This is a genomic window from Nonomuraea sp. 3N208 (genome assembly GCF_052245935.1).
Taxonomy (GTDB): domain Bacteria; phylum Actinomycetota; class Actinomycetes; order Streptosporangiales; family Streptosporangiaceae; genus Nonomuraea.
This window is the reverse complement of the sequence record NZ_JBQQBR010000016.1, coordinates 95841-110380: the sequence shown is the minus strand read 5'-3', so window position 1 is coordinate 110380 and position 14540 is coordinate 95841. Positions and strand designations below refer to the sequence as shown.

The window sequence follows — 14540 nt, the reverse complement described above, 5'->3', positions numbered from 1 at the left end:
ACGCATCCGTCGCGGGTAGCGGGAGCGGATGCGACTGACGTACACCTCTGACGTCTGGTGGAAGAACGCCGTCGTCTATTGCCTGGACGTGGAGACGTTCAAGGACGGCAATGGCGACGGCGTGGGCGACTTCCGCGGGCTGACGCAGCAGATCGACTATCTCGCCGGGCTCGGCGTGACCTGCCTCTGGCTCATGCCGTTCTTCCCGACCCCCAACCGGGATGACGGGTACGACATCACCGACTTCTACAACGTCGACCCGCGATTGGGGACGCTGGGCGACTTCGTGGAGTTCATGCGCACCGCCCACGACCGGGGCCTGCGGGTGATCGCGGACCTGGTCGTCAACCACTCCTCGGACCAGCACCCCTGGTTCGTGGAGGCGCGCAGGAGCAAGGACTCGCCGATGCGCGACTGGTACGTCTGGTCGGACACCCCCGAGCCGGACGACCCGAGTCAGGTGGTCTTCCCCGACAAGGAGAGCTCCTTCTGGGAGTACGACGAGGGGTCGGGACAGTACTACCTGCACAGCTTCTACCGGCACCAGCCGGACCTGAACGTCGGGAACCCCGAGGTCAGGGACGAGATCGCGCGCATACTGGGCTTCTGGATGGAGCTCGGCCTGGCCGGTTTCCGGGTGGACGCCGTGCCGTTCCTCATCGAGAACGTCAACCCGAAGCTGGCCACCCCCCACGAGTTCCTGGCCGACCTGCGGGCGTTCATGAGCAGGCGCAAGGGCGGGTCGATCCTGCTCGGCGAGGTCAATCTCCCGTACAAGCAGTTGGTCCGCTATTTCGGCGAGGGCCTCGGCGACCAGATCACCATGTGCTTCGACTTCATCGGCATGCAGAACGCCTGGCTCTCGCTGGCCCGCGAGGATGCCCGCCCGCTCGCCGCCGCCCTGCGCGAGCGCCCCCAGCCGCCGAAGGACTGCCAGTGGGCGGTGTTCCTGCGCAACCACGACGAGCTCACCCTGGACAAGCTGAGCGAGGAGGAGCGGCAGGAGGTCTTCCGGGCGTTCGGCCCGCGCGAGGACATGCAGATCTTCGGCCGCGGGCTGCGCCGCCGCCTGCCGACCATGCTGGGTGGGGACCTGCGGCGCGTCAAAATGGCCTACAGCCTGATGTTCTCGCTGCCCGGCACCCCCGTGATCTTCTACGGCGAGGAGATCGGCATGGGGGAGAACCTCGACGAGGAGGGCCGCATGGCGGTCCGCATCCCGATGCAGTGGTCGGAGGACGGCGGCTTCAGCCAGTCCGAGCCAGTACGCGAGATCCCCGAGGGCTCCTTCGCCCCCGACCGGGTGAACGTCGCCGGCCAGAAGCGGGACACCGGCTCCCTCCTGCGCTGGTTCCAGCTCCTGATCGAGCGTTACCGCGAGTGTCCCGAGCTGGCGTGGGGCGACTACACGGTGCTGGACACCGGCCACCACGCGGTCCTGGCGCACCGCTGCGACGTGGACGGCGCCACGGTCGTGGTCGCGCACAACCTCTGCGACACGGCGGTGGACGTGGAGCTGACGCTGACCGGGCTGGAGGGTAACGAGCTGACGGACCTGCTGGTGGACGGCACGCTCCAGATCTCGGGTGACGGCGTGGTACGGGTGCCGCTGGACCCGCACGGCTGCCGCTGGCTGCGGGCCTCGCCGCCGGAGGTCGCGCCGGAGGACGCCTCGGTCAAGTCCCAGTAGCGGCCGGCCAGGCGGACATCGCCAGCGTTCAGAGGTAGGACGGGCCGGTCACCCGGTGGCGGAAGGTCCACCACACCCATCCCTGCGCCGCCACCAGCAGCGGGATCAACACCAGGATCACCGGCACCAGCACGGCCCCGGCCGTGCCGGGATGCAGCGGCAGCCGCAGCCCCGCCAGCACCCCGACGGCCACCAGCGCCGCCGCCGTCAGCGCGTACGTGCGGACGTCCACCCCCGACCAACCAGCCCCGACCGATCTCCCGGGCCCGGCTCCGCCGGACAACACGGCCGCCCGCTCCCGCAGCACCCCGCGCAGCCGCAGGGCCGCGAACGTCAGCCCGTGCGTGACGAACAACGCGGCCACCACCAGGGCGGGGAGCAGGGCGATCGGCCCCCGGATGCCCAGCAGCACGTGGCTGAGCAGCAGGCCCCAGCTCAGCGCCAGACCCCAGCTGCCCGCCACGGTCGCGCCGTCCCAGAACCCCGCCCACCGCCTGCCCGGCACCCGCCCGCGCAGCCACAACCCCATGTCCCGCACCACCCACGCCAGCAGCAGCGCCACGACCACCGAATAGTTCCCGCTCAGCAGCTCACCCTCCAGCTCGGGGAAGAGCCCCGCGAGCACGCCGGCCGTCGCCACCAGCCACACCTCGTTGCCCAGGAAGAAGGGTGCGATCGCGGCGATCACCTCGCGCCGCTCGTCGGCCGACCGTCCCAGGTACGGCAGCGCCATGCCGACCCCTATGTCGGCCCCGGCCAGCACCAGGTACCCGAGCGCGAAAAAGGCCAGGATGAAGATCTCCATGATCGGCTCCCTAGAAGCTGAGAACGGGGACGGAGGGGGTGTCGAGCGGGCGGTCGCCCAGGGCCACGACGCCGGGCCCGCGCCGGGCGTGCCTGGCCAGCAGCCAGTAGTTGACGAGGATGAGGACGGAGAAGACACCGGCGAATGCCAGGATCGAGAACCGCATCTGGCCCGCGGTTACCGGCGACATCGCGTCGGACGTCTTCAGCAGCCCGTACACGGCCCACGGCTGGCGGCCCATCTCACGGAAGATCCACCCGGAGATCATGGTGACGAACGGCACCGGGATCATCAGCGTCAGCAGCCAGTGCCAGAGCCGGAATCCCCGCACCACCGGCCGGAAGGCCATCAGCAGGAAACTCAGCAGCGCGACCAGCGTCATCACCACCCACAGCAGCATCATCGTGAGGCCGGCGCCATACACCCAGCCGATCGGCGGCAGATAGTCCCCGGGCCCGTGCGCGGCGACCATCGCCGCCTGGACCTCGGCCCGCTCGGCGGCCGATCCCGACCAGGCCGCGAGCTTGCTCGGCTGCATGGTCTCGAACCCCAGCCCGCCGAACGTCACGGTGAAGAGCGTCGCCGGCAGCGCCACCCCGACGCCGAGCCGCAGCGACTTGCGGAAGAAGTCCTGCTCGGCGGTGCGCTTGCGGAGGTGGTACGCGCTCACCCCGGCCATGAAGAACCCACCGGTGATCATCGCGCCGCCCATCACGTGCCAGAACGCGACCTGCGCCGCCGGGTTGGCCACCATCGCGCCGAAGTCGACCAGCCGCAGCGTCTCGCCGTCCACCACGTGGCCGACCGGGTTCTGCAGGAAGCCGTTCGCGATCATGATCCAGAACGCCGACGCGTAGGCGGTCAACGTGACGATCCAGATCAGCGCCAGGTGCGCCCACCGGTTCAGCTTGTTCCAGCCGAAGATCCACAAGCCCAGGAATGTGGACTCGATGAAGAACGCCACCAGCGTCTCGATCGCCAGCGCCGAGCCGAAGACGTTGCCCGCGTAATGGGTGAGCCCGCTCCACGACAGCCCAAGCTGGAACTCCATCACCAGTCCGGTGACGATGCCCATCGCGTAGTTGATGATGTAGAGCTGGCCCCAGAACCGTGTCATCCGCAGGTGGATCGGGCTGCGGGTCAGCGTCGCCCGGGTTTGGATGACAGCCACCAGCGTCGCCAGGCCGAGCGTCAGCGCCACGAAGAGAAAATGCGCGCCCGCGGTGAGCGCGAACTGCAGGCGGGCGAGGTCCACGGTTTCCATGCTCAGAGCATCCGGGTACGGCCATGCCCGCCGCGTCCGCCTCAGGCGGTCACCTGCGTACATCCCTGGGATGTAGAGCGCCGCCCCGCGTACATCTCAGGGTGTAAGCCAGCCTGGAGTGATCACTCCGGCCTCGTAGGCGAGCACCACGACCTGGGCCCTGTCGCGCACGGACAGCTTCGTCATGATGCGGCTGACGTGCGTCTTCGCGGTGGCGGGACTGAGCACGAGCCGGGCCGCGATCTCGTCGTTCGACAGGCCCGCGGCCACCAGCGCCATGACCTCGCGTTCGCGCTCGGTGAGCGCGTTCAGCTCGGGGCCCGGCTCGGGGCGCTTGACCCGGCCGGCGAACTCGGCGATCAGCCGCCTGGTGACCGACGGTGAGATCAGCGCGTCACCCCTGGCCACGACCCGGACCGCGTGGATCAGCTCGGCCGGCTCGGTGTCCTTGACCAGGAAGCCGCTCGCGCCGGCCCGCAGCGCGCCGTACACGTAGTCGTCCAGGTCGAACGTGGTCAGGATGATCACCTTGACGCCGTCGAGCCGCGGGTCGCCGGCGATCCGGCGGGTGGCCTCCAGGCCGTCGAGCTCGGGCATGCGGATGTCCATCAGCACGACGTCAGGGCGGTGCTCGTGGGCTCCGGCGATGGCCACGGCGCCGTTGGGGGCCTCGGCGATGACCTCGATGTCGTCCTCGTCGCTGAGTATGGACCGGAACCCGGCGCGTACCAGGGTCTGATCGTCGGCGAGCAACACGCGGATCATCGCACTCCGTTCAACGGCAGGCGGGCGACGACGTGGAAGCCGCCCTCGGGGCGGGGGCCCGCCTCCAGGGTGCCGCCGAGCGCGCTCGCCCGCTCGCGCATGCCTTGCAGACCGAAGCCGCTGCCTCCGTCGTACGAGGCGCCCGGCCCTTCATCCTCCACGCGGATCATGATATTTCCCGATGTGTTGGTGACCGTCAGCGTGGCTTGCTTTGTGCCGGAATGGCGGGAGACGTTGGTCAGGGCCTCCCTGATGATGCGGGCGGCGGCCAGGTCCACCTCGGTCGGCACCGCGTCGAGCGGGCCCGACAGCTCCGTGCGTACCTCCAGGCCCGAGGCCGCGACCAATGCGTCCACTCGGGTCAGGCTGTCGGCAGGCGCGGTCGGCGCGTCCTCGTCCACCTGCCGCAGCACCCCGAGCGTGGTCCGCAGCTCGCGCAGCGTCTCCTTGCTGGTGTCCTTGATCGTCCGCAGCGCCGCCTCGGCGTCCTCGGGCCGCTTCTTCAGCCCGTGCAACGCGGCGGCCGCCTGCACATTGATCATCGAGATGTTGTGCCCGAGCACGTCGTGCAGCTCCCGGGCGATGCGCAGCCGCTCCTCGCTCTCCCGCCGCCTGGCCTCCTCTTCCTTGCCGTGCTCGGCGTCGATCGCGCGCCGCTCGGCCTCCTCCAGGTACGCGCGCCGGTTGCGGGTGACCCCGCCGAACGCGATGGCCGCCACCACCCACCCGGCGATCGCGATGAACATGCTGTCGTCCACGTGCCGCTGGCCGCCGAGCTCGCCGAGCCCCATGCCGAGGAGCAACACCGCGCCGACCGTGATGGCCGCGATGAGGTGGCCCTGGTCGGCCGCGGTGAAGAGGATCATGAACGCCAGCACGATCAGCGGCCCGTCGAGCCCCGCCCGCGGATAGTAGACGGCGACGGACGCGGCCACGACGATCAGCGCTGTCACGGGATATCTGCGCCGCGCCAGCAGCCCGGCGAACGCGGTGATCGGCAGCACCACGTCCAGCGCGTTCAGTTGCCTGTCGCTACGGAACGCGTAGGTGATCAGCAGTCCGGCCAGCACCGCGGCGATCGCCGCGAGCGACACGATTGTGCTGGTGGGAGGCCTTCGCATGCCTCCCATTCTGTACGGGTAGATCCGATAAATGAGCACCAAGGACGAACTCCGGCAGATCGAAGAGGACCTGGAACGGCTGCGAGCCGAGAACCGGGACATCCGCGAGCAGATCCGCGACATGGGCGTGACCGACCAGATCGAGAAGGCGTCCATGATCAGCCAGGCGGACGAGCAGGTCGAGCTGATCGCCGATCTCGAGCTCCGCCGTGACTGGCTGCTCCAGCGGCTGGCGGAGGGAAAAAAGTGAGGAGGCGGCTCATCTTCTTAGCGGAGCGCCGACCTCGTGCAGGTGTCGCAGCGCCTGCCCGTACGAGTCGAGCAGCCCGGTCTGCAGGTAGCTGACGCCGATTTCCGCGCAGTACTGCTGGACGATGGGTTGCGCCCGGCGCAGACTCGGGGCCGGCATGTTGGGGAACAGATGGTGCTCGATCTGGTAGTTGAGCTGGCCGAGCGCCACATCGGCGAACCAGCCACCCCTGACATTGCGCGAGGTGAGCACCTGCTTGCGCAGGAAGTCGAGCTTGTCCTCCTTGGTCAGTACGGGCATCCCCTTGTGATTCGGCGCGAACGTGGACCCCAGATAGAGCCCGAACAGCCCCTGATGCACGATCAGGAACAGCAGCGCCTTGCCGACCGGCAACACCGTGAAGATCACCCCGAAATACAGGGCGAAATGCACGACCAACAGCGCCAGCTCCGGGCCGCGCCGCTTGGCCGACGGCTTGAACAGCGCCATGAAGCTGGCCACGTGAAGGTGCCAGGCCTCGAGGGTGAGCAGCGGGAAGAACCAGTAAGCCTGATATTTCGCGATGAAGCGCGGCAATCCCCGGCTCTCGATGGCCTGATCGGTCGACCAGACGATGACCGCGGGGGAGACGTCCGGGTCGTGGTCCTCGTGGTTGGGGTTGGCGTGGTGGCGACTGTGCTTGCTGGTCCACCAGCCCCAGCCGAGCCCGACGCCGAGGTTGCCGATCAGCAGGCCCGCGACGTCGCTCGCTTGCCGCCTTCTGAAGACCTGCCGGTGCCCGATGTCGTGGGCGACGAACCCGAACTGCGCGAACACCACAGCCAGCGCGGCCGCGACCAGCAGTTGCAGCCACGAGTCGCCCAGCCAGGCGAACAGTGTCCAGCAGCCGAGGTAGACGACGACGGCGATGCTGATCCGCATCGCGTAATAAAAGGGACGCCGGTCCAGGAGACCGGCGTCCGCGATCGTGTGGGCTAGTCGGGCGAAGTCGCTTCCCCGAGTCTCGAGCGTGCCGGTACTAACCACAGGTCTCCTTACCTCGCGGTGCACATTGACCCAACCCTGGCGCATCCAGGCGGCGAGCGGAAGCCCGCCTTGTCGTGGGGCTGAGAGCAGCCTCAGCGCGTGTCTCTCCGGGTGCGGTATCGCCGCGCCCCTCGCCAGTGCCGCCTCGTAACCCTTTATGCCCAAGGCGCCCCGGCTCGTCGCGGCAACGGCGTTGACGAACGGATCGGCCGACTCACGGATCCCGCGCAGCGCTTGTGCCGCGCCGAGAAACTCGGCCGCCGTAACAGACTCTACGTGCTCGGCGACACCCTCCAGCACGCTCGCCCGCACAGTACGGTCCGTGCACGTCGCCATCAGCTCCAGCGCCGCCTCCCAGGCGCGCTCCAAACCCCCTCACCACCCGAGCCGCTCCCGCAGCAGCTCGAACGGCAGATGCGGCACCGTTGCCTCGCCGAACTCGGGCAGCCCGACGACCAGCCCGTCCTCCGCGATCCGCAGTCCCGCCTCCGTGCTCAGCCCTTTGACGTGCCGCGGCTCGAAGTTGTAGAAGCTCCCCGCCCCGTACTCGACACGTACGCTCTCCAGTGCCGGCCGCGCGGCGGCCAGGCACGCTCCCATCGGCATCCCCAGATCGGTCGGCGACGTCAGCGCGTGTGCGTTGCCCGCCACGACCAGCGCGGGCTCGACCTGAGCCGCCAGCACCCGCTCGGCCATCGCGGCGTCCCGTTGCGACCAGTCGTCGATGTGCGACCCCCCGTCGAACAACGTGACCCGCAGCCCGTCGATCCTCCTCAGCACCGCCAGATGCCCTGCCGTGACGCGTCCATCGCCGAGCCACCACAGCGGATGGTCGAGCCCGCTCGCGTCGGCCAGGTAGAGGTCGAGCTGCGGCTTCAGGTTCTCCGGCCACTCCAGGGCCAGGTTGGTCAGCCCGAGCAGCCGCATGAGGCCGAGGATGACCAACGGGTTCTCCCTGACCCCATGCACTTCGCCCAGAAGCAGCAGCCCGGCCTCGTCGAGCGACCGCCTGGCGCGGTCCAGCGCCGCCGGCTCCACGGCCGGCTCGTAGTGGTCGATGTCGAACTCGGCTATGGCCCGCAGCAGGCCGTCGAGCGTGTCGACGCTTGGCATGCCTCCAGGGTGTTCGCCCGGGTCCCGGCATGCAACAACCCGCGTCAGGAGAACACCTTGGCTTTTAGTGACGGGACCCTGTGGACCAGGCGGAGGAAGGACTTGAACCCCATCCGCGCGACCCGGCTCTCCCCGGCGAACTGCTGAGCCGCACGCAGCGAGTCGCGTACGGCGGCGAAGCCGTACTCCCGCATCTCGGCTTCGTACCCGGCGATGGCCTGGATCGGGTCGCCGCCGGCGGTCAGGGCGCGGCACAGCAGGCGGGCGTCGCGCAGGGCGGTGTTCGCGCCGATGCCACGCATGGGGGTCATGCTGTGGATGGCGTCGCCCAGCAGCGTGATGTTCGTGGCCGGCCAGGGGTCGATCGGGATGGAGGTACGGATCGGCAGCAGGCTGACGGTGTCGGGATGCGACAGGTCGATCATCCTGCGGAGGTCCGGGTGCCACGAGCGGATCATCCGCGCGACGGTGCCCTTCAGCCGCTCACCCGACATTTCAGAAATGTTGGATGGGAACCGCCCCGCCGCCGCGCCCACCGCCCACAACACGTAGCTGCTGGTGTTGTCCATCAGCGCACCCTCCTGCTCGGTCACCCCGATCTCGCCGGCCGCGGGCCCGAGGTCGCTCAGGTCGTGCGGCGCGCAGAACAGCCCGAGGCCTTTCGGCGGGATGACGCTGTTCGGCCCGTCCACCAGTCGTGGCGCCAGCAACTTCCTGGTCTCGCCGGTGAGCGGGAACTTGCCCGCCACGGTCGTGATCCCGGTGTCCACCCGCTCGGCGTGCGGCAGGTACTGTCGGCGCACCCGCGAGTTCCCGCCGTCCGCGGCGACCACGATGTCCGCGGTCTCGCTCGTGCCGTCCGTGAAGAACAGCTCGACCCGCCCGTCGGGCAGGCGCTCATACCTCTCGTACGTCTTCCCGAACCGTACGACGTCGTCCAGCCCCGACAGCAGCACCTGCCTGAGCGTGATGCGGCTGACCGAGTGGTGGTCGCCGGCGGGATCGGCCGCTTGGGGCGTCTCGATCAGCGTCAGCAGGTCGAGCTGCTCGGTGAGGAAGCCGAAGTCCTGGCCGCCCTGCCCGGTCGTGTCGAGGAAGGACCGCCACAGGTGGTCCGGCAGGCAGTCGCGCAGCGCGCGGGCGCCGTTCGGATCGATGTGCACCCGGTATCCCTGCAGCCGGTCGGCCGGGGTCCGGTCCCGCTCGTAGACGGTCACGTCGCGGCCTGCCTTTCGCAGCCCCTGGGCCAGGCAGAGCCCGCCGATCCCGCCACCGATGATCGCGATGTGGTTTGTCATGGCTCGACTATCATCCATCTGGATGATTCTGTCAACCATCCGGTTGGATGATAGAGTCGGCACATGAGACGAGAGCCGGAGGAGAGGCAACGCGATCCCGAACGCACGAAGGCCCGGATCCTGCAGGCGGCGTTGGAGGAGTTCGCCGCCAAGGGGTTCGCGGGGGCTCGGGTCAACGAGATCGCCGCCAGGGCCGGGGTGAACAAGCAGCTGATCTCGTACTATTTCGGCGGCAAAGAGGGCCTGTACCAGGCGATCACCACCCGCTGGCAGAGCGAGGAGGGCGTGTTCGCCGACCGCTCGTCCTCGCTGGGCGCGCTCGTGGCGGGGTATGTGCGGGCCAATGCCGAGCGGCGGGACTTCGGCAAGCTGCTGGTCTGGCAGGGGCTGACCGATGACGGCCCACCCGATGCCGCGTTCGCCGAGGACGTGCGCCGTGACCTGGAAGGACTGCGGAAGCGCCAGGAGGCGGGTGAGCTGCCCGCGGATCTCGATCCGGCCGCCGTGCTGGTGGCGTTGTTCGCCATGGCCGCAGCCGGCGTCTCGTTCCCGCAGCTCGCCCGGGCGGCCTTCGACCTCGATCCGGCCTCGCCCGAGTTCGCCGAGCACTACGCCGGGCAGCTGCAAAAACTGGTCGAGCACTTGGCCGAGGTCACCGATTCGTAAGATCCGCCTGCCTTGGGCGGGTGTTGGATCGGCGGCATGCGCGTGCTCCTCACCGGCTCCTCCGGCTTCATCGGCAGCCACGTCGCCGAAGCGCTCGACGGCGAGGTCGTCCCCGCCGACCTGCGTACGGGCGTGGACGTGCGGGACGGCGCGGCCCTGGACCGTCTCCTGCCCGGCGTCGACGCCGTGATCCACCAGGCCGCCAAGGTCGGACTCGGCGTCGACGTGGCCGATCTGCCCGACTACGCCTCGGTCAACGCCTACGGCACGGCGACCCTGCTGGCGGCCATGGCCAGGCACGGCGTCGGGCGGCTGGTGCTGGCCTCGTCCATGGTCGTCTATGGGGAAGGCGCCTACGACTGCCCCTGCCACGGCCGCGTCCGCCCCGGGCCGAGGCGGTCCACGGACCTGGAGCAAGGACTCTTCGACCCCCGCTGCCCTCGGTGCGACAGCGTCCTCTCCCCTTCGGTCATCGAGGAGGACGCCCCGCTCGACCCCCGCAACGCCTACGCCACGACCAAGCTGGCCCAGGAACACCTGGCCGCCAACTGGGCCCGCGAAACCGGCGGCACCGTCGTGGCTCTGCGCTACCACAACGTTTACGGCCCCCGCATGCCCAGGAACACGCCCTATGCCGGAGTGGCGTCCATCTTCCTGTCGGCTCTGCTGTCCGGGCGGGCGCCCCAGGTCTTCGAGGACGGCGGCCAGCGCCGCGACTTCGTCCACGTGCGTGACGTGGCCAGGGCCAATGTGCTGGCGCTCGGGGCAGGGACGGCGGGCTCGTTGACGGCGTACAACATCGCCAGCGGAACCCCGCACACGGTCGGCGACCTGGCGGCGGCCCTGGCCGCCGAGACCGGCGGCCCCGAGCCGGTGACGACCGGCGCCTACCGCCTCGGCGACGTCCGCCACATCGTCGCCTCCCCTGCGCGGGCGGTCGCCGACCTGGACTTCACGGCCGAGATCTCCTTCGAGGACGGCATGAAGGAATTCGCCCTTCGGTAGGGGGACCTGGCTCGTGAACGTAATCGCGTAAACGCATAGCGTGATGGTAGGCGTCGTATATAGCATCAACGCTATGAGCTGGGGTAGCGTAGAGCTCGAGCCGGAGGTCCGAAAGTGGCTCGAAGAGCTGTCTGCGACGTCTTTCGCGAAGGTGGCGTTCTACGTCGATCTACTGGCAGAGGAGGGCCCGTTACTTGGAGAGCCCTACACCAAGCAGCTTGACGGCAAGCTACGTGAGCTCCGGTTTCACCTCGATGAGTTCGCCATGCGCATCACTTATTGGATCGCACCACACCGCCGCATCGTGCTGTTGACCGTGTTCCACAAGAAGCGAGCGCGTGACGATCGCGAGGTTGAGCGGGCACGGCGAGCCATGCGGCGCTGTGTTGAGCTGGAGCACACCGTCGATGAGGGAGAAGAAGGGGCATGAGCGAGGAGAACTGGCGGCAGCTCAGAGATCGTCGGATGGCCGAGCCCGGAGCCGCGGAGGCCTACGAGGCCGCTCGCTTGGCCTACGAGCTCGGGAGGTCTGTCAGAGTCATGCGCGAGGAGCGGGGCTGGACCCAGAACGACCTGGCGCGTGAGGCGGGAATGACCCAGTCCGCGGTGGCCAGGTTCGAGGCCGGCGGGACGATACCGACGTTGCCCGTTCTCGAGCGGCTGGCGCATGCCCTGGACGCGGACGTCGAAGTCCGCCTGACGCCCCGCGCCCCCGCCGCGTGACCCGGCGGAACGTCATCAGTCTGTAAGCGTTGGAATGGGACGGGCATTCTAGCGTCGGAGCTGTGATCGATGTCGTGTTGCCCTGTCTGGACGAGGCCGAGGCGTTGCCGTGGGTGCTGGAGCGCATGCCGCCCGGCTATCGGCCCATCGTGGTCGACAACGGATCCACCGACGGCTCCGACCGGATTGCCGCTGACCACGGAGCCCTGGTCGTACGAGAGCCGCGGCGCGGGTTCGGCGCCGCCTGCCACGCCGGCCTCCTGGCCGCCACCACCGAGGTCGTCTGCTTCATGGACGCCGACGCGTCACTCGACCCGGGCCAGCTGCCGCTCCTCACTGCGCGACTGGGCGAGGCGGACCTCGTGCTGGGCCGCCGGGTGCCCGCGGCGGCGGGGGCGTGGCCGGCCCATGCTCGACTCGGGAACGCCGTCCTGGCCCGCCGGCTGCGGCGCGCGGCGGGGGTGGCGGTCCGCGATCTCGGACCCATGCGGGCCTGCCGCCGACCGGCGCTGCTCGCCCTCGACCTGGCCGACCGGCGGTTCGGGTACCCGCTGGAGATGGTGCTCAAGGCGGCCGCGGCCGGATGGCGGGTCACAGAGATCGACGTCCACTACTACCCACGCGCCGGCCGCTCCAAGGTGACCGGCACCGTACGGGGAACCCTGCGGGCGATCAAGGACATGCGGTCGGTGTTGTCCGAACATCAGGGACAGCGGACCACCATGCCCGCATAGGACAGGTTGCCCCCGAAGCCGAACAACAACATCGGCGCCCCGCGTCGCAGGTTGGCCTGGTGCAGCACCACGGCCGCCGTCACCGCCCGCCTGGCGGGCTGATCAGGAAGGCGAGCGCGGCCAGGCTCAGCAACCCTCCCACCAGCACGGTGCTGCGTACGCCGAAGCCGGACAGCAGGACGCTGCCGATGAGGGCCCCGGCGGTGATCCCGACGTTGAAGGCGGTCGATGAGCCCGCCCCGGCGAGATCGACACTGCCGGGGGCGACTTGCAACACCCGGCCGGCCAAGGCCGTGGCCAGAGCGGCGAAGGACATACCGGACAGCGCGACCAGCGCGGCCGCTGCGACCGGCACGCTGCCGAGGACGTACAGCCCGAGGAGCGCCACGGCCTGTGCCGCCACCGGGACGGCCATCGCCGCCCCGGCGTAGCGGTCGACCAGGTGCCCGCTGATGGCGACGCCCAGGACTGAGGCGATGCCCCGTAACAGCAGCAGCGGCCCGATCGCCCCGGCGGAGAAGGCGCTCACCTCGGTCAGGAACGGGGTGACGTAGGTGAGCGCGGTGAACGTCCCGGCGACCACGAGGGCGGACATCACCAGCAGCCTCCAGTACGCGCGGGCGTCGGGGGCGGTCCCCTTGGTCACGGGGGCGTCCCCGGCCACGGTGGCCGGCAGCAGCAACGCGATCGCCACCAGGGCGAGTAGACCGACCGCGCTGAGCGCCACGAAGGATGCCCGCCAGCCGGCCTGCTGGCCGAGCCATGTCCCGGCAGGCACGCCCAGCACTGTGGCGAGATTGCCGCCGGCCAACACCACGGCGATCACACGGCCGTGTACGCGTGGCGGGAACAGGCCGGTCGCGGTCGAGACGACGACGGCCCAGAACACCGCCTGGCTGACCGCCATGATCACCCGGGCGCCGAAAAGGATCGCGTAACTCGGCGCGACGGCCGAAAGCCAGCCGGCCACGACGAACACGGCGAGCAGACTCGTCAGCAGGAGGCGGCGCGGCATCCGGTACGTCAGCCGGGTCAGCGGGACGGTGGTGATGACGACCACGAGCCCGTAGCCGGTCACCAGCAGGCCGACGGCCGAAGGCGAGGTCGACAGATCCGTCGCGATCAATGTGAGCAGACCGATGGGGAGCGTCTCACTGGTGACGTAGAGGAACGTGGACATCGAGAGCGCGGCCAGCGCGCCGATCGACCGTGCGGTGCTACGCCTGTCCATGTTGCTTCTCCTGTAGCCGCTTTTGCCGGTAGCAGATCGACGGGTTTCAGGTCTGTGGGCGATTGGCCGGCGTCCGCGAAGCCGACTTCAGGATCCCGCCGCTGTCGCCTGCCGGGCAGCCCGCCGGCGTTCGGTGAGACGGCGCGCCTTGACCTCCGTCCCGCAGTCGGCCATCCGGCACCATCTCCGCGAGGCGTTGCGGCTGCGGTCAAGGAAGATCCAGCCGCAGCCGCCGCTCTCGGTCGGGCAGCGGCGCACGCGCCCGATGTCGGCGGTGCGCAGCAGATCGAGGGCGGCGTCCACGGCACGGTCCGGCACCAGGGACGCGGGGACGACGCCGACGACCAGCCGGGCCGCGGACGCCCCTCGCGGATCCGGCGTCAGCCTGGAGCGGCCCACCGCGGCGAGCCACCGGCAGTGCAGCCGGTCGAGCGCGGCGCTGGAAGCGGCGGCGTCGATCGGCCCCGACTCCGGGGCGGCGGTGGCGAGCAGGATGAGGTGCAGTGACTCCCGGATGTCCCGGCCGGCGGCCAGCGCGGCGTGCGCCGCGTCAGGGTCGTGGCCCCAGGCTTCGGCGACCACCGGGGCCTCGGCCTCAGCGATCAACCCGGCGCGGCGTGCCCACAGCAGCAGCGTGGCCGGTGTCGACACGTAGTCCCGTGGCTCCCAGCCGGGGGCCGGGATCCCCCGTTCCAGGGTGTTGACCAGATCCAGGGCCGGATGGCCGCCCACCAGCGGCAGCTCGGACACGTCCATATTCAGATGCTACCGGTCAAACTCATTTTGGAGGTAGCACAGAAAAGATAGATTAAAGTCACCCCAGCCGATCAGTGCTTGGGCGTGGCACGT

The 14540-nt window shown here is 69.6% G+C and carries 16 protein-coding genes; 7 read left to right on the top strand and 9 right to left on the bottom strand.

All coding sequences use genetic code 11. The features are described from left to right. The first annotated feature begins 28 nt into the window (after positions 1-28). Positions 29-1690 (top strand): alpha-amylase family protein, encoded by a 1662-nt coding sequence (locus ACTWPT_RS24825; RefSeq protein ID WP_443179834.1) that lies wholly within the window; start codon positions 29-31, stop codon positions 1688-1690. Between the two features lie 28 nt (positions 1691-1718). Here ACTWPT_RS24825 and ACTWPT_RS24820 read toward each other — a convergent pair whose 3' ends face one another. The 4 genes from ACTWPT_RS24820 to ACTWPT_RS24805 all read right to left on the bottom strand — a co-directional run bounded on the left by ACTWPT_RS24820 (position 1719) and on the right by ACTWPT_RS24805 (position 5645). After that, positions 1719-2495, bottom strand: a complete 777-nt coding sequence (locus tag ACTWPT_RS24820; protein ID WP_443179833.1) for a cytochrome d ubiquinol oxidase subunit II — start codon at positions 2493-2495, stop codon at positions 1719-1721. Between the two features lie 10 nt (positions 2496-2505). Beyond that, positions 2506-3759 carry a cytochrome ubiquinol oxidase subunit I gene (locus ACTWPT_RS24815; protein ID WP_443179832.1) on the bottom strand — a complete coding sequence of 418 codons (1254 nt, stop codon included), beginning with the start codon at positions 3757-3759 and terminating at the stop codon, positions 2506-2508. A gap of 96 nt (positions 3760-3855) precedes the next feature. After that, positions 3856-4524, bottom strand: a complete 669-nt coding sequence (locus ACTWPT_RS24810; protein ID WP_443179831.1) for a response regulator — start codon at positions 4522-4524, stop codon at positions 3856-3858. Continuing rightward, entirely contained in the window at positions 4521-5645 is a 1125-nt protein-coding gene (locus ACTWPT_RS24805; RefSeq protein WP_443179830.1) for a sensor histidine kinase, read from the bottom strand. Before ACTWPT_RS24805 ends, ACTWPT_RS24810 begins: the two co-directional genes overlap by 4 nt. A gap of 31 nt (positions 5646-5676) precedes the next feature. Here ACTWPT_RS24805 and ACTWPT_RS24800 point away from each other — a divergent pair, with 31 nt between their 5' ends. Continuing rightward, positions 5677-5895, top strand: a complete 219-nt coding sequence (locus ACTWPT_RS24800) for a hypothetical protein (RefSeq protein ID WP_443179829.1) — start codon at positions 5677-5679, stop codon at positions 5893-5895. Positions 5896-5904: 9 nt separating this feature from the next. Here ACTWPT_RS24800 and ACTWPT_RS24795 read toward each other — a convergent pair whose 3' ends face one another. The 3 genes from ACTWPT_RS24795 to ACTWPT_RS24785 are packed head-to-tail and all read right to left on the bottom strand — an operon-like array spanning position 5905 to position 9332. Beyond that, entirely contained in the window at positions 5905-7290 is a 1386-nt protein-coding gene (locus ACTWPT_RS24795; RefSeq protein ID WP_443179828.1) for a fatty acid desaturase family protein, read from the bottom strand. A gap of 6 nt (positions 7291-7296) precedes the next feature. Continuing rightward, complete coding sequence (locus ACTWPT_RS24790) at positions 7297-8034, bottom strand: hypothetical protein (protein WP_443179827.1); 738 nt, start codon at positions 8032-8034, stop codon at positions 7297-7299. A gap of 44 nt (positions 8035-8078) precedes the next feature. Next, complete coding sequence (locus ACTWPT_RS24785) at positions 8079-9332, bottom strand: FAD-dependent oxidoreductase (RefSeq protein WP_443179826.1); 1254 nt, start codon at positions 9330-9332, stop codon at positions 8079-8081. A gap of 63 nt (positions 9333-9395) precedes the next feature. Here ACTWPT_RS24785 and ACTWPT_RS24780 point away from each other — a divergent pair, with 63 nt between their 5' ends. The 5 genes from ACTWPT_RS24780 to ACTWPT_RS24760 all read left to right on the top strand — a co-directional run bounded on the left by ACTWPT_RS24780 (position 9396) and on the right by ACTWPT_RS24760 (position 12460). Beyond that, entirely contained in the window at positions 9396-9998 is a 603-nt protein-coding gene (locus tag ACTWPT_RS24780) for a TetR/AcrR family transcriptional regulator (RefSeq protein WP_443179825.1), read from the top strand. A gap of 36 nt (positions 9999-10034) precedes the next feature. After that, positions 10035-11003: an NAD-dependent epimerase/dehydratase family protein gene (locus ACTWPT_RS24775; RefSeq protein ID WP_443179824.1), complete on the top strand. Its 969-nt coding sequence runs from the start codon at positions 10035-10037 to the stop codon at positions 11001-11003. A 73-nt stretch (positions 11004-11076) separates the two neighbouring features. Continuing rightward, positions 11077-11433 (top strand): type II toxin-antitoxin system RelE/ParE family toxin, encoded by a 357-nt coding sequence (locus ACTWPT_RS24770; RefSeq protein ID WP_443179823.1) that lies wholly within the window; start codon positions 11077-11079, stop codon positions 11431-11433. Continuing rightward, on the top strand, positions 11430-11726 hold the full coding sequence (locus ACTWPT_RS24765) for a helix-turn-helix domain-containing protein (protein ID WP_443179822.1): 297 nt from the start codon (positions 11430-11432) through the stop codon (positions 11724-11726). Before ACTWPT_RS24770 ends, ACTWPT_RS24765 begins: the two co-directional genes overlap by 4 nt. Positions 11727-11788: 62 nt before the next feature. After that, positions 11789-12460 carry a glycosyltransferase family 2 protein gene (locus tag ACTWPT_RS24760; protein ID WP_443179821.1) on the top strand — a complete coding sequence of 224 codons (672 nt, stop codon included), beginning with the start codon at positions 11789-11791 and terminating at the stop codon, positions 12458-12460. Positions 12461-12539: 79 nt separating this feature from the next. On the opposite strand, the gene ACTWPT_RS24755 is transcribed toward ACTWPT_RS24760, so the two are convergent. Both ACTWPT_RS24755 and ACTWPT_RS24750 read right to left on the bottom strand, forming a co-directional pair. Beyond that, positions 12540-13691, bottom strand: coding sequence for an MFS transporter (locus ACTWPT_RS24755; RefSeq protein WP_443179820.1), 1152 nt, complete (start codon positions 13689-13691; stop codon positions 12540-12542). 87 nt (positions 13692-13778) lie between these two features. Further along, a complete protein-coding gene (locus tag ACTWPT_RS24750; protein WP_443179819.1) occupies positions 13779-14447 on the bottom strand; it encodes a CGNR zinc finger domain-containing protein in 669 nt (222 codons plus the stop codon). Positions 14448-14540 lie beyond the last annotated feature (93 nt).